We start from the raw sequence: 17,242 nt of genomic DNA on the forward strand, positions 1-17,242 counted from the left end.
AAAATCATTTCATCGCCGGTCGGTCCTCGTCCTCATCACCTATTGTGTCCGCCCCTCCGCAAAAACAGGACGGGTGCCGGTAATGCTGCTCGATATACATCGCCACCATGCGCTCAATCAGCACAGCGGGATCGGCCTCGTAGATCATCCGCGCGCCGGTGTCCTTGTCACCGAAGCTGGCGACGATATGGGGAATCTCCCCGGTGACACCACCACTGCCCTGCAACACGCCGATGAGCTTGCCCTCGTCGTAGGCGATGGCGAACTCGCCGAGGGTGCCGGAGCGCCCGCCGACGATCACTACCATGTCGCTGGAGCGGATATTGGTGACCTCGCGCCCCATCAAGCCGCTGCCGGTGTAGATCAGCACATCGAACATGTCCGTCGGCGAGTGATACTTGTGCACATGTTCATCCAGGCTCAGCGCCGGCGAGATCCCCACCGACCAGCCGCCTTCCTGCCGTGCACCGACAGCGCATTCGTAGGGCAGGCCGGGACAGGCGCCGGTAATGAGGACAAAACCACGTCCTCCGATCGCCTGGCCCAGGGCACGCACTTGCTGCTTAACCGCCTCGGGATGATCATCGCCCGCCGAGCCCATCACCCCGATGGTCAACCGCATGGCGGGCGCCTTGTCCTGATAAATCTCGGGTTGTGAAATAAAGGTCTGCTTGTGCCCCTCCGAGCAAAAGTAATAGGCATGACCTCCGAATTCGGCCATTGCCGCCGCCTTGCGCGGATCGAGCTCCATGAGACAAACGGGATCACGCATCATGACGGTTCCTCCCCGGTTGATTTGCCGTGCAGGGTTTTCTGCAACAAGGCAAGAAAACCGAATGCCGGGTGCTTGAACTGTGCATTGTGCAGCACCCCCCAGTGTTCGCGCAGATACGCTTCGAGAAACTGCATGACATGAAGCAGAGACACCGCATGATAACCGTGTGGCGGGTCGCCCTCATGTGTCATGCCGAAGGCGACCAGACGCACACCATGTCCGGCGGGAACTACGGCGGTGCCTTTACGCAATAATTGCTTCACTATCCCCTCCACGTCTTCCAGACCGCAACAACCGAAACGGGCCAGCATGACGCGCAGCACGTCCGGATCCCGGGCACCGCGATTGAGTTCGGCGCGCCCCTCCTTCACCTCCCCGACCAGCATGTCCGCCCGATCAGGGGGACAGCGCAATGCCGGATCAGGGCTAAAGATGCCATATTCACCGCGCGCGCCCGGCACCAGCCGTCCGGCGTGGGGAAAACGAAAGGCCATCACGTCGAGATCCGTCGCCACGCGGAAGCCGCCCTTGCGCACCCCTTCGATGACCGGGTATTCCGTAACGGTGAAGTAGCCGTTCACGTAGAGATAGGCCTCGACCAAGGCAACGGCGTTATCCATGAACACCTTCCGGTCTGTGCTTATTGTCACAATGAATCTCCGCACCGGCGTGGCCGCCATGGCGGCACCATACACAGTGACAATCGACGTGATCGCAGCTTGCATCCTTGCGCCGCAAGCGCTGCTGCCGGCGCGCCCAGGGCAGCAGCAACCGTTTTACCGGCCAGGGCTGGTAGAAACCGTGCAGAAAACGATGGGCGTCCCAGTGTTGTGTCTGGTTGCGGCGCAAAAACCAGCGGTAACCCCGATTGCCCAGGGCGGCGAAGATGGCGCGGTTGACCTGGCCGTTCCACAGTTGCGGCCCTAGCGCCTGCCGCCACAGTACGTCGTAGTGCTCGCCCTCAAGCAGGCTGTGCGCCGCCAGCACGCCGGATATCATCGCGAAGCGCATGCCAAAACCCCACAGAAAATCCTGAAAGCCGGCCTGCTCACCCACCACCGGGTGGCCGCCGGCGACGGCGCGCTCCGGGATACGGAAGTTGCCGGCGCCGCCATGGGAGCGGGGATTGTTCATCTCCAGCCCTACCAGCCGCTGAAAGGCCTCCACGGTACGCTGCACATACTGCTGTTCCTGCTTGAAGCCGGTGAACATGCAACTCTTGACGGTGCCGCGGCCATTCATGATCAGAAGATAGGCATAACCTTTGGGGGCGATGTTGTCGTCATAGATGATCCAAAAACCGTTGTCACGATCGGTGTCAAAGTGATAACCGACAGCGATGGCATCCGCCGTCTTGGGTCCGGTGGCAAGGATGGCGTCCCCGTCCACATGGTCGAGCCGGCTGTTGAAACGTACATCCACCCCCAGCATGCGCGCCTGATCGAGCAAGGCCGTGTCCAGCGTGCGCGGCCCGGGACCCCGTTCCACCATGTAGAACAGCGTTTTCTTGCCACTCATGTCGTAGCGTTCACCCCAGGCATCGAAGCCCCAACCACGATCGCACGGCAAGGCATCAAAATCCGTGTTGATGCCCAGCCCCTGCAACAGGTCGAGGACATCCTGATCGGTGCTCCAGTTCTCCAGTCCCTGGAGATCACCCTGAAAGCGGTAACCTACCTCCCGCTGGGCCTCGTGGACGATAACCCGCCGCCCCGCCTGGGCCAAGGTGATGGCCGCCACCAGCCCCGCCGGTCCCGCGCCGGCAATCTGGACAGTGCCTTCGGAGCGCTCTTTTGGAACAGTCAATGCCATGCAAATTCACCCTTCCTGGTAGACTTCGACGCGGTAAAAGCGGTTGAAAAAATAGTCCGCGCGGGTGCGCTCGAACGCCTTGCCATACCCTTTGGCCCTGGAATGCAGAGCCGCGGCAAGGTCTTCCCGCCAGAACTCCGCGAGAAAAGGCTCCAGGCGCATCAACAACCTGCGCAATGGAAAGATGCGGTACAAAAAATGATGCGTCGGCAACGGCGCGTATTCGACTATGATCACCTGGCCTCCCGCCTCGATCACCCGTACAAGCTCATCAATAACACGGGACCGCGCATCTGCCGGCAGCTCGTGAAACAGAAAAAAGACCAGCACTGTGGAAAAGCTGTCATCCTTGAATGCCAGCTTCTCGGCGTTCATGTGTGCAAGACACACGCTGTTGTGTCCCTCGTTGTTCAACTTGCGCCGCACCGCTTCAAGCTGCACGGGCGCGACATCACAGAGATACACAGAATGATCTTTGTTCTCATTCACGATACTGGGGGATAAGAGGCCATACACGCAGGTCAGTTGCAGCAGGCGCCCCGGCGGCCGGCTCTCCAGACATTGCAAGGTTTGCCTGAGCAGGCGTTTATACTGGCCGAACAGAATGGCGTTGATGATGGGCTGGTGGTCAAAAAACCATACCCCGGGACGCCACAGGTAGGCCCACCAGTAATGGCGCGCCAGGTAATCAGGGATGCCATCGCTGAATCTGTGCCAAATTTTCAATCGCCCTTTCCTTCCCATTAATATTCCTGCCCAGCGCACTACCCGGCCTCACGTTCCATATCGATGTGCCCGCAGGGACACTCCGCGGCGCAGATGCCGCAGCCCTTGCAGTAGTCGTAGTCGATCGCATAACCCCCTTCCTTCTTGATCACTGCGGCGTCGGGGCAAAAGTGCCAGCAGTTGTCGCACTCGAAACAGACGCCGCAGCTCAGGCAGCGACCGGCCTCACGCCAGGCATCGTCGCCCCCAAGCCCGGCCACCCGTTCGTCGAAGTCAAGAGAGGGGTTAGCCTTAACGGCGCCCTCCCGGCGGGCCAGCCTGGGGTAATACTCCGGCTTGATGTCGCGGAAGGTGACCTCGGCCTTGTCATGATGCTGATACTGCGACGGCGTGCCGGTCAGGAATGCGATGATCGACATCGCCGCCTGATAGCCGCTGCCGACGGCGGTGGCGGCGAATCGCGGCAGACCCGCCGCATCGCCGCCGATAAAGACATCGGGCGACTGGGGCTCCAGTAGCGCCTCCAGACCCTGCCAATCCACCTCCTGACCGATGGCGAAGATCGCCAGACCGGCGGGCAGAAACTCCTCGGTCCCTTCGAACAAGACCGGATTGAAACGGCCATGACGGTCATGGATCTGATCGACACGGGCGATCTCCACGCCGGACAGGTGAGCGCCACTGCGCACCAGGCGGCGCACGCCGGCACGATACAGCAGGCGCACCCCCTCGTCCTCGGCCTGGATCACCTCGTCGAGGGAGGCGGGCATCTCCGCACCGGGATGGCCCCCGTGCCTGCCGTGGGGGTCCTGCGGGCACACCACCGTCACCTCCGCCCCCAGCCGGCGTGCGCAACGCGCGGCGTCGATAGCGGTATTGCCGCCGCCGATGACGGCGACGTGCCTGGGCAGTCTCAAGCGCTCGCCTGCGTTGATACGGCGCAGGAAATCGACACCGCTCATCACGCTGTGGCCGCCATAGCCGTCGTCGGGGTAGGTGCGCGGTTGCAAGGCGCCGACGGCGAGAAAGACGGCGGCGAACTCCGAGCGCAGGGCGTCGGCGCTGATCTCGGCGCCGATGCGGGTGTTAAGTTTGAGTTGTATCCCCAGTGCGAGGATCGCATCGATCTCGCCCTGCAACACCGATTTGGGCAGGCGATATTCGGGGATGCCGCTGTAGAGGGTGCCGCCAGGCGTCGACTGGGCATCGAAGATCGTCACCGGATAACCGCGCCGCGCCAGCTGGAAGGCGCAGGACAGGCCCGCCGGTCCCGCGCCCACCACCGCCACCTGTTGCGTCTGCTGCTGGTCAGTCAGCGGCCGGTGACGCCAGCCATGTTCCAAAGCCAGATCACCGAGATGGCGTTCGACGCCGTGGATGTTCACCGCGGTATCCAGATGAGCGCGGTTGCAACTGCGTTCGCACGGGTGATAACAGACGCGCCCCATCACCGCCGGCAGGGGATTGCGTTCCGTGAGTTTGCGCCAGGCCGACTCCCACTGCGTATCGCTGGCCAGCGCCAGCCACGCCTGAATATCCTCCTCGGCGGGACAACTTTGTCCGCAGGGCGGCCACTTGTCGCGATAGACCGGCCGCTGGTTGCGCCAGTCGCCGGTGTGATAGGCGACGGTGCTGCCGGGTTCGATGGCCAGGCGGCTCATGAGGAGACCTCCCGGCTTGGCGTGGCATAACCGCCGCGGCCGTGGCGCTGCGCCTGCGATGCCTTGTCGGTATCCCACTCGGTATCGGCGTCCAGCAAGCCATAGCGGCGGATATTGGCATCGGCCAGGGCCTGCAGGTGGCGGATCTCCTCGGCGCCGCCCTTGCCGGCGAATAGATGCTTGAAGCGGCCTTGCAGCTTCAAATACTCCTCAACCGGCCGCTGGCGCGCGAGACGCATCACGCCGGTCACCGCGCCATACTCCAGTTCGACCAATGGAAACAGGCCGGTCTCCACCGCCAGCCGCGCCACCGTCACCGACAGTGCCGCGTCGTGATCCCAGCCCAGCGGGCACGGCGACAACACATGAAGAAAGCGCGGCCCTTTAATGCCCATGGCCTTGTCTACCTTGGCCTTGAGGTCGGGGAAATAGGCCACGGTGGCGGTGGCCGCGTATGGCATGCGATGGGCGGCGACGATAGAGATCAAATCTTTTTTCAGGTGGTGCTTACCCTCACTGATCCGGCCCGGCGGCGAGGTGGTGGTACGTACCGCATGGGGCGTGGAACTGGAGCGTTGCACCCCGGTGTTCATATAGGCCTCGTTGTCGTAACAGACGAACAGCACGTCATGGCCGCGCTCGATCATGCCGGACAGGCATTGCAGACCGATGTCGAAGGTGCCGCCGTCACCCGCCTGCACCACCACCGGCGTCTCCTCGCCGCGGGCGCGCAGCGCCGCTTCCACACCGGCGGCGACCGCCGCTGCATTGCCGAATACGGAATGCATCCACGGCGCCTGCCATGATGATTGCTGGTTGTGCGTGGTGAAGACCTGCAGACAGCCGGTGGCATTGACATAGATCGCCTCGGGGCCGATCAGGTCGGCAACCATGCGCGCCGCCATGGCCTCGCCGCAGCCGGAGCAGGCGCGGTGACCGGAGGTGAGCACATTGTGTCGATGGCTGTCGCGGGTATCCATGGCTAGACCTCCTGAGTTGACGGCACGGCGTCAAAGCTGAGATCGGCGAAGCGGCAGGCAGCGGACGACTCCCCCGCCGCCGTGCGGCGCAAGATCGCCTCGATCACCACAGGCGTCAGGTCGCGGCCACCGAGGCCACCAATGACACTCTCGATGGGTATCGATTTCCCAACCTGGTACAGGGCCGCCCGCAGTTCGCCGGCGACAATGCCACCCGCCCCGGCGCTGAAGGCCTTTTCCAACACCACGATGCGTACGGCGCCGGCAAGGTGTTGCGTAATGGCCTGCGCGGGAAAGGGCCGGAAACAGCGCAGCCGCAGGGCCCCCACCGACACCCCGTCTGCGCGCAACGTATCCACCACATCACGCAGCGCCCCCATTGTAGACCCCAGCGTCACTATCACCGTCTCCGCCCCCTCCAGACAATAGGGTTCCACCAGTCCGCCATAACCGCGTTTGAAACGGTCATTGAACTCGGCATCGATGGCCGCGATCACCTCACTCGCCTGTTCCAGCGCCTGATGCTGACCGGCACGGTACTCCAGGTAATTGTCCGGCTCGCTGCCGCCGCCCAAAGTGATGGGCCGGGCGGGATCGAGGACTCGGGTAAAGGCAAACGGCGGCAGGAATTCATCAATGGCAGCCTGTGCGGGGATCGCCACCGGTTCGAAGGTGTGGGTCAGAAAGAAGCCGTCCATGCACACCATCACCGGCAACTCACAGGCCTCGGCTATGCGGTAGGCATGGATAACGGTATCCACCGCCTCCTGATTGCTCTCGACGTAGAGCTGTATCCAGCCGGCATCGCGCATACTCATGCTGTCCTGGTGATCGCTGAAGATATTGATCGGCGCGCTGACCGCGCGATTGGCGCAGACCATCACCAGAGGCAGACGCATACCGGCGATGTTGTACAGCACCTCGGTCATCAACAGCAGGCCCTGCGAAGCGCTGGCGGTAAACGCCCGGGCGCCGCCGGCCACCGCCCCCAACACAATGGAGGCGGCCCCGAATTCGCTCTCGGCGTTGATGAACCTGGCATTCAACTCGCCGTCGGCGACGAACTGGGCCAGGTGTTCGATGATGTGGGTCTGCGGTGTGATGGGATAAGCGGCGATCACCTGCGGCCGGCACAGACGCACTGCCTCGGCCACGGCGCGGGAACCTTCAAGTAACTGTCTCATGATGCCTGCTCCTGTTGCGGGGCGACGGCCTGGTAGCCAGCGTGCAAGGCCTCGATATTGGCCTTGACCACCGCCTCGCCCTTGTTGGCCAAATGGCTGGAAACGGCCTGCTCCAGCGCCTTCAGGCTGACCCAGCCGGTGGCGGCGGCCAGCGCGCCCAGCAGCACCGTATTGGGCAAAGGACGTCCCAGAAACTGCTCAGCGATACGCGTGGCGGGGACAGCAACCCAGCGCAAGGATTGAAACGCCGCATCATAGGCTGGCGGCCCTTGCTCACTGTTGAGGATCGCCCAGCCATCTGCTTTGATCCCCTGCAGGACCGGCTCGGAATGCAGCAGGGTGCTATCCTGAATCACCACCGCATCCGGACTATAGACCTGGTTGTGAGCGCGAATGGGCAAAGTGCTGATACGCACATAGGCCTCCACCGGCGCGCCGCGCCGTTCGGAACCGAACTTGGGAAAGGCCTGGGCCTCGAAGCCATCTTCGAAGGCCGCCAGGGCCAGCAAGGCCGCCGCCGAGACCGCGCCCTGGCCGCCGCGGCCGTGAAAGCGGATTTCGTGCGGAACGTCATGACCGGCATTCCGTTTTGCATCGCTCATGTCACAGACTCCGTCATCTCGTGTTTCCGTTCAGGCGTGGTTCGCCCGGCCTTCTTTTCGTAGAGATCATCACGTCGTAGCGGCGTTGCCAAAGACTGGCGCGCGTGGCCGGCCAGGACCTGGTAGACATTGGTACTGCCCTCGTCGAAATACCAGGCGGAGCCCGCCATATACAGGCGCCACACCCGGTAGGTGGTGTCACCCACCAATTCCACTACCTGTTCCCGGTTCACCTCCAGGGCTTTTATCCACTGGCGCAGAGTCAAAACATAGTGACGACGCAACCCCTCCACGTCGATGATCTCGAATCCGGCCTGTTCCATGGCGTTGGAGACGTCGCTGATGCGGGCCAGCTCGCCGTCCGGAAAGACGTAACGGTTCATGAAGCGCGTGATCGGCGTATCCCGCCAGCCGGTGTCATTGGTGATGCCGTGGTTGAGGAACAGGCCGTCAGGCTTCAACACCCGCCTGACAGTTCGGAAATAGAGTGGAAAATTCGCCACACCGATGTGTTCGAACATGCCGACACTGACAATACGGTCGTAGAGTACCTCTTCGGGCAGATCACGATAGTCGCGCAGCTCTATCGTTACCTGCCCTTGTAGCCCTTCGTTGCGTACCCGCTCAACGGCATAGCGGTACTGCTGCTCGCTGAGGGTAATGCCATGGGCCCGTACGCCGTAGTTTCGTGCCGCCCAGCAGGCCAGCGCCCCCCAGCCGCAACCGACGTCAAGCAGGGCCTGACCCGGCGCCAGCCGCAGCTTGCGGCAGATGTAATCCAGCTTGTCGCGCTGGGCGCCGGCGAGCGTCTGGTCTGCATCGCGGAAATAGGCGCAGGAGTAGACCATTTCCGGATCCAGCCACAGGCGGTAGAAGTCATTGCCAATGTCATAGTGATGGGCAATGCTCTGTCGCGTATTGTTCACCCTCGAACGCCAGGGGCGCGCGCTCAACGAACCTTCCGCTTCCCAACGAGCCGGCAGACGCAACGCCTGGCGCAGGAGCCACCACTTCTCCGGCCATGGCAGAACCAGCTGTTGCATGTGCGGCACCAGGTCGAACAGGCGTTCGGCGTCACCATCCAGATCGATCTCGCCGACGAGATAGGCTTCGGCGAGACGCACCAAGTCGCGGCGCACAACCAGGTCTCGCAGCGCCGCGGGGTGTTGAAATACCACCGTGCAAGGGGCATCACTTGCACCGTGCACGATGTCACCGTTCCACAGCCGGACCGCGACCTTGCCGCGATAGCCTGCCAGGACACGTCCGAGGATGCGCCGCGCCGCCAGTGACGCCGGCGGACCGGCGGCAGCCGGCGCTGAAGTCCGTATGATATTCCTCTTCAACACCGCAGCGCCCTCATCGCCTTCCCGAACCTTCATTCGTCTCGCGGCGATCGCGGTTTCAACGCGCGGGCGGCGAAAACATTGTAGAGCGGCACCCATATCAAGGCCGCGTACCAACCGTAACCATAGGCCTCGATCATGCCGAGAAAGAAGCTCTTCCAACTCAGCCACTCGAAACCCGGCAACAATTTTTGCCAGGCCTGGTACATGGCATGCTCGGGAAAGACCAGATCGAATGCGACACAGAGCGTGAAGGTGATGACAAAGAACAGACTGGTGGCGTGCCCGACCGCCGTGAGCGACAAACCCTTCATGGCAAATCCTCCCCGTGCTCACCACTGTCCGGGGGCTTATTGGGATACTGCTCCGGATTGGCGTCGAACTTGTCCAGGCAACTCTTCGAGCAGAAACGATAAAGTGTGCCTTCGTACATCTTGCCGTAGCCCTTGTCCACTTCGACCTCCATGCCACAAACGGGATCGATATGCTTCCCACCGCCGCTACCGTGGCCGGAGTGGTCGCCGTGACCATGCACCATGTGCGCCCCGCAGCCGAAGCGCATCATGACGTAGAACAAACCCGCAAAGATCAAAAAAGTCAACAAACCGTCCATACCTGCTCTCATCTATGTAAACCTGGCCCATCAAACCCGCCCTTCTCAACCGGACAGTGGGCAGGCCGGGGTTTATGACATGGCGTCACTTCCGCCGCGTCGCCGAGTTCTCCGCATGCAGTTGCCTGAGAAGGCATTTCTCCTTGCTGTTAAGCGCACGAAACATGACACCTATGCCTTCATCCCCGACATGCACCACCCAGCCGCGCAGACAACCACAACGGGGAATCTCGATCTCTATCGCCGTGTTCGTCGGCACCGCCTGCCGGGCGGCACGGATAAACATGCCGTCGGTGGAAAAATCGCGCGTCCTGCCATGCACTATCAAACCGTCACAACGACGGACGACCACCTCCACTGATAGCGGGTTGCGTTGTTTCCATCGATGCTCCAAATTCCCGATCCCTCCCTGTAGCGCACGGCCGTTTATCGCACATAGGCTTCGCTGGCGTAGCGGCGCATCATGCGCTGGCTGTTGAAGTAGGAGGCGCACTTGGCGATCGCCCCCTTCATTATCGCCGTCCATCCCGCGCGATCCTCGTAATAGAGCGGCAGGATGGTCTGTTCCAGCTTTTGATACAGATGTCCGGCATCATTACCGTTGGCGGACGATGCATCATCACCGATGGCCCAGCCCGTGATCCCTTCGATACAGCCTTCGATCCACCAACCATCCAGTACGCTCACGTGAGGCACGCCATTGAACGCGGCCTTCATGCCGCTGGTGCCGCTCGCCTCCATCGGCCGCAACGGCGTGTTCAACCAGACATCCACGCCCGACACCAGCGCCAACGCCGTGGCCATGTCGTAATCGGGGAGATAGGCGACGGGAATGACGCTGCCGAGTTCGCGAATATGGTTGTGTAAGGTTTCGATCAACTGTTTGCCCGAAGCATCTTTTGGGTGTGCCTTGCCCGCCAGCACGATCTGGATGGGATGGCGTCGCGCTATCTCTTGCAACCGTTCCAGATCGGAAAAGAGCAGATCAGGACGCTTGTAGGCCGTCATGCGGCGGGCGAAACCGAGGGTAAAACAGTCTACTGACAGAGAGATCCCGCTGCGTGTGTTGACCTCATCGATGAGCCGTTGTTTCGCCTCCTCGTGTGCCATCAGGACAGACTCATCAGGGATGCAGCACTCGGCACGCATCAACAGTTCCGGCTCATGACACCAGCCCGGCAGGCGGGCATCAAAAAGCTTGCGGAACGGTACGCTGGTCCAGGTAAAGGGATGGACGCCGTTGGTCACTGCATGGACGTGATAACCGGGAAACATGTGGCGCGAGACCTCGGCATGACGCCGGGCGACGCCATTGACATATTCGCTCAAATTCAACGCCAGGCGAGTCATGTTAAGATCTTCCGCACCGGCTAGATGCCGCAAGGTGAGCGGATCAATGTAATCGCCAAGGACACGCTGCACCAGATCATAGCCGAACTTGTCATGCCCCGCTTCGACGGGGGTATGGGTGGTAAAACAACACAATTCGCGCACACGGGGGATATCGTAAGGCGATTCACCAGCTCGCACTTCCTCCGTTGGATGGGCATAGCGACGCAACAACTCCAGCGCCAGGAGCGCCGAGTGCCCTTCGTTCATGTGGTACTGGCGTAACTGAAACCCCAGCGCCTGTAACATGCGTATCCCGCCAATGCCCAGCACGACCTCCTGCCTGAGCCGGTAGGCCTCATCGCCACCATAGAGCTGCCGCGTGATGGCGCGATCATCGGCGCCATTTTGCTCCAGGTCGGTGTCGAGCAATACGACCGGCTGCGTGCCGTTCATATGGCCTCCGAGGACATAGAGCCAGCCGCCGATCCAGACCCGCCGCCCCTCAATGGTCACCGCGACGATGGCGTCCAGAGACACAGCCCATTGGGATGGCTCCCAGGGATCGGTCTGTTCGGTTTGCCTCCCTTCGGCATCGATCATCTGCCGAAAATAACCCGCCGTGCTCGCCAGTGTCACCGCCACCAGCGGTATTTCCAGATCGGCGGCGGAACGCAGGGTGTCGCCGGCGAGGACGCCAAGACCACCGGCATAGGTGGGGATCTCGTTGCGCAGCGCGATCTCCATGGAAAAATAGGCGACGCGCGGTTCGTGGATGAAATCGTCTATGGTGGCCATGGTGCCACTTACTCGCTCGCTGACAAGTGGGCGTTGACTTCCGCCTCCGCCCTCAGCCAGTCGTCCAGGGCTGCATCGCCCTGAAAACCGCGCTGCTCCGCGAACAGATAGGCAGCCTCGGCGATCATGGCGTGGCGCTCTTCATCGCGCATCCGCTGGTTTTCTTCGTGGTTGAAATGTTGGCTAGCCGTCTGCTTGCCCGAATCTTTCTTATGTCGTTTGCTCATGGTCATCTCTCCTTCATTTCGCTTTGGTTGTGAAGCCGCAGATGCGGCATGAACGCAGGTGTGCGCGCGGCATAACGCGCATAAGCTTCACCGAACTCCGCCCTTACCGCCCTCTCCTCATAGCGCGCCAGCCTGACGTACATGTAGACCAGCACCGGAAACATCAGCAGCGTGAGGATCGTCGGCCACTGCAACAGAAAGCCGAACATGATCATGACGAAGGCTACATATTGCGGGTGGCGTATCCGCGCATAAGGGCCGGTTATCGCCAATGCGCCCGTTTTCTGGGCTTTGTAAAGCACTCCCCAGGCAGCAGAGAGCAACCAGAAACCGCCGCCGATGAACACCATGCTGAGTATGTGAAACGGCCCGAAATGGGGATTGGCCTTCCAGCCGAACAACATCTCCAGCAGGTGTCCCGCGTCGTGGGAGAGCCAGTCTACTTGCGGGTAGTTGCTCTGCAGCCAACCGGAAAGAAAATAGATGGTCAGCGGAAAGCCGTACATCTCAGTGAACAACGCCACCAGAAAGGCGGAAAAGGCACCGAAACTGCGCCAGTCGCGTTTGGATTGCGGCTTGAAGAAACTGAAGGCAAAAAAGATGAAGATCGCTGAATTAATGATCACCAGCGACCATAGACCATAGGCGGGTGCAGTCTCAGTCATGGCGGTGCCCCTCCTTTCCATGGCCGCCGTGCATGAAGACATGCAGCAGCGGGCAGGCGAGCAGGAGCAGCCATGGCAGCCAACCCAGGGCATGGGCGCGGTGCTCGCCGAGCAGGAAAAATCCGGCGACTGCGGCAAATCCAAGTAACGCGATCCCGTTACGAGAGCGCCACCACGATTCTTTCCGATGTGAGTCCATGTTCATGCCCGGCCACCTCCATGCCTGTTACTGTGTTCTTCATTCACGCTGCGGATAACACTATCCAGCTGCTTGTCGATCCGCCTTGCCGTCATCCAGGTATAAAAGATCGCTGCAAGGCAACCGGCGGCTATCACGAGCAACAGCATCGATCCCCATGTAACGCCCCAAGAGAGAAGCGCGAGAATCGCTATTGCCACCATGGCCAGCGCACAGAGCAAAACCAGGGCCCGGCGAATACGCGTCTGTTTGTTTCCCTTCCGTGTTCTGTGCGCCATCGTGCACCATGCCACTTACAGAGTAGCGCGCCGCAGCCGCAAGGCATTGGTAATGACCGACACCGAGCTGAAACTCATCGCCGCGGCGGCGATGATGGGCGAGAGCAGCAGACCGAAGAAGGGATACAACACCCCGGCGGCTACCGGCACGCCCGATGCGTTGTAAATGAAGGCGAAGAACAGATTCTGGCGGATGTTGCGCATGGTGGCGCGGCTCAAACGGCGGGCGCGGACGATACCGCGCAGATCGCCCTTGACCAGGGTCACCCCGGCGCTTTCCATCGCCACATCAGTGCCTGTGCCCATGGCGATTCCCACCTGGGCCTGGGCCAGGGCCGGTGCATCGTTGATGCCGTCGCCGGCCATGGCGACGATGCGCCCATCGGCCTGGAGCTGTTTGACCACGGCGGCTTTCTGATCCGGCAGCACCTCGGCCTGGACCTTATCGATATCGAGCCTGGCGGCCACCGCCTCGGCGGTCTTGCGATTATCGCCGGTGAGCATGACGATCTGGATACCCTCGTCATGCAAAAATTTAATCGCCTCCGGCGTGGTCTCCTTGATCGGATCGGCCACGCCGATGAGTCCGGCGGCTCGACCGTCGACGGCCAGGAACATCACCGTCTGCCCCTCGCCGCGCTGGGCATCGGCCTGGGCGGACAGTTTGCCCGCGTCGATGCCGAGATCCTGCAATAACTTGATATTACCCAGGGCGATCTTGCGGCCGTCCACCACCCCAGTGACACCCTTACCGGTAACCGACTGGAAGTCATCCGCCGACGCCAGTTCCACTTTGCGCTTCTCCGCGCCACGCACAATGGCCGCCGCCAGGGGATGCTCGCTGCCACGCTCGACACTGGCGGACAGGCGCACGATCCCGGCCTCGTCGAAGCCTTCGGCCGGGGTCACGCTCACCAATTCGGGATGGCCTTCGGTGAGGGTGCCGGTCTTGTCGACAATCAGGGTATCCACCTTGCGCATCACCTCCAGCGCCTCGGCGTTCTTGAACAGCACGCCCATCATCGCCCCGCGGCCGGTGCCGACCATGATGGACATGGGTGTGGCGAGACCGAGCGCGCAGGGACAGGCGATGATCAACACCGCGACGGCATTGATCACCGCATGGGCGAGCCGCGGTTCCGGTCCCCACATACCCCAGACGATAAAGGTGATCACGGCGATGATCACCACCGCCGGCACGAAATAACCGGAGACGATATCCACCAGTTTCTGGATCGGGGCGCGGGAGCGCTGCGCCTCGGCAACCATTTGCACGATCTGCGCCAGCAGCGTTTCGGCACCGACCTTTTCCGCCGTCATCAACAGGCCACCGGTGCCGTTGACCGTGGCACCGATCACCTTGGCACCGGCACTCTTTTCCACCGGGATCGGTTCGCCGGTGACCATGGATTCATCGACATGGCTCTGGCCGTCGACCACGGTGCCGTCCACTGGCACCTTTTCGCCGGGGCGGATGCGCAGCTTGTCGCCGGGCTGGACCTGCTCCAGCGGGATGTCTTCTTCCGTACCGTCATCACGGACGATGCGCGCCGTCTTCGGCGCCAGGCCGAGTAATAATTTGATCGCGGCGTTGGTCTGGCTGCGGGCACGCAACTCCAGCACCTGTCCCAGCAACACCAGCGCCGTGATCACGGCGGCGGCCTCGAAATAGACCGGTACCACCCCCATCTCATTGAACACCGAACGCGGAAAAATATTCGGCATGAGAGCGGCCACCATGCTGTAACCCCAGGCCACCGCCACGCCCAGGCCGATGAGGGTAAACATGTTGAGATGGCGCGTAATGACCGACTGCACGGCGCGGACATAGAAAATCCAGCCGCCCCACAGCACTGCCGGCGTTGCCAGGATCATCTCGGTCCACTGGCGCAGTTTAGGATCGATGATCCCCGCCATCTGCTCGGGCCAGAATTCCGCCGCCATGGCACTGAGGAAGACCGGGATGGCCAGCACGGCGCTGACCCAGAAGCGGCGGCTCATGTCGCGCAGCTCGGCGTTGTCTTCCTCTTCCGCCGCGACCGTGCGCGGCTCCAGGGCCATGCCGCACTTGGGGCAGCTGCCGGGATGATCCTGAACGATCTCAGGATGCATGGGGCAGGTGTATTCGGTTTTTGTGGTTGGGGCGGGAACACCCTTCGGCTCAAGGGCCATCCCGCACTTCGGACAACTGCCCGGTCCTTGCTGCTCGATTTCAGGATGCATGGGGCAGGTATACAGAGCAGAGGTATCCGCCGTCTCAGGCTCGACAGCCGCCTCCACTGAATGGCCATGAGATTTCCCGCCGCAGCAGGCGTGGTCGTGTTCCACCTGCCCCCGGGTGTATTTCAGTGGCGTGGCCTTGAACTTGTGCAAACAGATCTCGCTGCAAAAACGATACTGCTGGCCATCATGCTCGATAACATATGGTGAGCCCTCAGAGACACTCATACCGCATACCGGATCTTTTTCTGCTTTCATCCTTATCCCTCACCTCCTTGCAGCACCGCCGCGAATCCCGTCAGCCGCAACAAAGTCATGTGTGTCAGGGGAGCGCGTGTTCGTTATTTTTTCATTTCACCATGTTCACTACGCTGTTGCATCATCATTTGTCCCATCATTTGTTCCATCATCTGCTGCATCATGTCCAGACGGCGCGCCATCATTTTCTGGCGCTCATCCATGGACATGCTACCCGCTCCGGACTTCTCGCCTGAACCCGTCTTTCCACCGGGACTACTCCGCATCATCATGCCCGGACCCATCATCCCCCGCATGTTGCCCATCATTTCGTGCATCTGCGTCATATGCTCCTGCATCAGTCGCATGCGTTCTTCTGGATCATCGGTCTTCTGGGCTCGGCCCATGGTTTCTTGCATAGCCTGCATCTGATCCTGCATCCGGTCCATGTCCATCATGTTCATGCCCATACCGGGGGAAGACGCCGCCTGACCGCTCATACGCCCTTGCGAGGGAGGATGGCGATCATCGGCTTGGACCACGGAAAACCCTATGGCCAAGCACACGGCGGTGGGAATCAAAACGTGTTTCAGGTTCATCGTCGTTTCTCCTTTACATTGTTCGGCAATCCTTGAAATCACCGGGTGAATACGCGGGTTATACCGGCCTTTAGTGTTGCCGCTCAAGCCCTATCGATTCGATCAACGCCTGCACGTCGCGTCCATACGGAACGGCGCCTGGCCGTCGCTCCCATCTTTTCAGCGCGGTATCTAAAAGAACCTGCAGACGTTCAAGCCGCACTAACCTTGTCCGATTACGCTCAGCTTTATTGGCTATCATCCGATGTACTTCCGGGCAGCTTGTATCCCGCCGTTCACTCGCCACCAGAATCTCAGCAATCTCTTTCAGAGAGAATCCAAGCATTCTCGCCTGATGAATAAAATACAGCCGTCCAGCGTCGCCCTGGCTGAACAATCGGTACCGATTATCCGGGTGCCGCTGTGGTTGAAGCAGACCGATACGAAGGTAGTGACGCACGGCATCGGGTGTCACCCCGACCCGCCTGGCCAATTCGGTTACCGTCATCATCTTCGCGTCCTCGCTTGATTGCCCCGCATTCGCTTCAAGTATAGAACCTTGGTGCAACACCACGGTCAAGCTCCAGGATGGTATTTCATTCGGTTTCCCCTTCAATGAGGAGGCACACCGAATCGCCGATCGGTACGCCGTCCGGCATTGATTTCCAACGCTCAAGCGCCGTCTCCATGCGTGCTTGCACGGCATTCAGCTCGTCCACCCTTTGCCGATTTTCGTCGATCCGTGCCTCGATAATCTCACGCACCCGGGGACAGGGGGAACGTCCTTGCCCCGCCTCACGGACGATTTCGTTGATTTCCTTAAGGGTATATCCCAATCGCTTGGCCTGGAGGATAAACCGCACCCGCTGGACATCGGACCCGGAGTAAAGCTGGTACCTGTTGCTGGAATCACGACTTGGCGCGAGCAGGCCCTTGCGCGTGTAGTGACGTATCGCGTCGACGCTGACACCGGTTTGTTTGGCGACTTCCCCGATCCTAAGCATGGCGTCCC

The 17,242-nt window shown here is 61.1% G+C and carries 18 protein-coding genes and 2 pseudogenes; all 20 read right to left on the reverse strand.

The genetic code is table 11. The features are described 5' to 3' along the window. Positions 1-4: 4 nt before the first annotated feature. Entirely contained in the window at positions 5-775 is a 771-nt protein-coding gene (locus Tel_11770) for a protein containing YHS domain protein (GenBank protein ID ALP53755.1), read from the reverse strand. Continuing rightward, positions 772-1,395, reverse strand: a complete 624-nt coding sequence (locus Tel_11775) for a hypothetical protein (protein ID ALP53756.1) — start codon at positions 1,393-1,395, stop codon at positions 772-774. The genes Tel_11770 and Tel_11775 overlap by 4 nt, the downstream gene beginning before the upstream one ends. Then, entirely contained in the window at positions 1,388-2,587 is a 1,200-nt protein-coding gene (locus Tel_11780) for a hypothetical protein (protein ID ALP53757.1), read from the reverse strand. Before Tel_11780 ends, Tel_11775 begins: the two co-directional genes overlap by 8 nt. A gap of 6 nt (positions 2,588-2,593) precedes the next feature. Continuing rightward, entirely contained in the window at positions 2,594-3,313 is a 720-nt protein-coding gene (locus Tel_11785; protein ALP53758.1) for a hypothetical protein, read from the reverse strand. 38 nt (positions 3,314-3,351) lie between these two features. After that, positions 3,352-4,974 (reverse strand): hypothetical protein, encoded by a 1,623-nt coding sequence (locus Tel_11790; protein ID ALP53759.1) that lies wholly within the window; start codon positions 4,972-4,974, stop codon positions 3,352-3,354. 59 nt (positions 4,975-5,033) lie between these two features. Further along, a pseudogene (locus tag Tel_11795) lies at positions 5,034-5,954 on the reverse strand (pyruvate ferredoxin oxidoreductase). 86 nt (positions 5,955-6,040) lie between these two features. Then, positions 6,041-7,138, reverse strand: a pseudogene (porA, locus tag Tel_11800) (pyruvate ferredoxin oxidoreductase). Continuing rightward, complete coding sequence (locus Tel_11805; GenBank protein ID ALP53760.1) at positions 7,135-7,740, reverse strand: hypothetical protein; 606 nt, start codon at positions 7,738-7,740, stop codon at positions 7,135-7,137. The pseudogene porA and the gene Tel_11805 overlap by 4 nt, the downstream one beginning before the upstream one ends. Next, complete coding sequence (locus Tel_11810; protein ID ALP54853.1) at positions 7,737-9,071, reverse strand: hypothetical protein; 1,335 nt, start codon at positions 9,069-9,071, stop codon at positions 7,737-7,739. Before Tel_11810 ends, Tel_11805 begins: the two co-directional genes overlap by 4 nt. A gap of 47 nt (positions 9,072-9,118) precedes the next feature. Beyond that, positions 9,119-9,400 (reverse strand): hypothetical protein, encoded by a 282-nt coding sequence (locus Tel_11815; protein ALP53761.1) that lies wholly within the window; start codon positions 9,398-9,400, stop codon positions 9,119-9,121. After that, complete coding sequence (locus Tel_11820) at positions 9,397-9,699, reverse strand: metal ion permease (GenBank protein ALP53762.1); 303 nt, start codon at positions 9,697-9,699, stop codon at positions 9,397-9,399. The genes Tel_11815 and Tel_11820 overlap by 4 nt, the downstream gene beginning before the upstream one ends. 85 nt (positions 9,700-9,784) lie before the next feature. Next, on the reverse strand, positions 9,785-10,057 hold the full coding sequence (locus Tel_11825) for a hypothetical protein (protein ALP53763.1): 273 nt from the start codon (positions 10,055-10,057) through the stop codon (positions 9,785-9,787). A 68-nt stretch (positions 10,058-10,125) separates the two neighbouring features. Then, positions 10,126-11,826 (reverse strand): alpha-glucan phosphorylase, encoded by a 1,701-nt coding sequence (locus tag Tel_11830; protein ID ALP53764.1) that lies wholly within the window; start codon positions 11,824-11,826, stop codon positions 10,126-10,128. 8 nt (positions 11,827-11,834) lie between these two features. Then, positions 11,835-12,053 carry a hypothetical protein gene (locus Tel_11835; GenBank protein ALP53765.1) on the reverse strand — a complete coding sequence of 73 codons (219 nt, stop codon included), beginning with the start codon at positions 12,051-12,053 and terminating at the stop codon, positions 11,835-11,837. Between the two features lie 2 nt (positions 12,054-12,055). Continuing rightward, positions 12,056-12,718, reverse strand: a complete 663-nt coding sequence (locus tag Tel_11840; GenBank protein ID ALP53766.1) for an isoprenylcysteine carboxyl methyltransferase — start codon at positions 12,716-12,718, stop codon at positions 12,056-12,058. Positions 12,719-12,919: 201 nt separating this feature from the next. Further along, positions 12,920-13,195, reverse strand: a complete 276-nt coding sequence (locus Tel_11845; GenBank protein ALP53767.1) for a hypothetical protein — start codon at positions 13,193-13,195, stop codon at positions 12,920-12,922. A gap of 15 nt (positions 13,196-13,210) precedes the next feature. Beyond that, a complete protein-coding gene (locus Tel_11850) occupies positions 13,211-15,673 on the reverse strand; it encodes a copper-transporting ATPase (protein ID ALP53768.1) in 2,463 nt (820 codons plus the stop codon). 83 nt (positions 15,674-15,756) lie between these two features. After that, positions 15,757-16,251, reverse strand: a complete 495-nt coding sequence (locus Tel_11855) for a hypothetical protein (GenBank protein ALP53769.1) — start codon at positions 16,249-16,251, stop codon at positions 15,757-15,759. A 70-nt stretch (positions 16,252-16,321) separates the two neighbouring features. After that, positions 16,322-16,810 (reverse strand): hypothetical protein, encoded by a 489-nt coding sequence (locus Tel_11860; GenBank protein ID ALP53770.1) that lies wholly within the window; start codon positions 16,808-16,810, stop codon positions 16,322-16,324. Between the two features lie 16 nt (positions 16,811-16,826). After that, positions 16,827-17,234, reverse strand: a complete 408-nt coding sequence (locus tag Tel_11865) for a hypothetical protein (protein ID ALP53771.1) — start codon at positions 17,232-17,234, stop codon at positions 16,827-16,829. Positions 17,235-17,242 lie beyond the last annotated feature (8 nt).

It is taken from the genome of Candidatus Tenderia electrophaga (assembly GCA_001447805.1).
In the GTDB taxonomy this organism is placed as follows: domain Bacteria; phylum Pseudomonadota; class Gammaproteobacteria; order Tenderiales; family Tenderiaceae; genus Tenderia; species Tenderia electrophaga.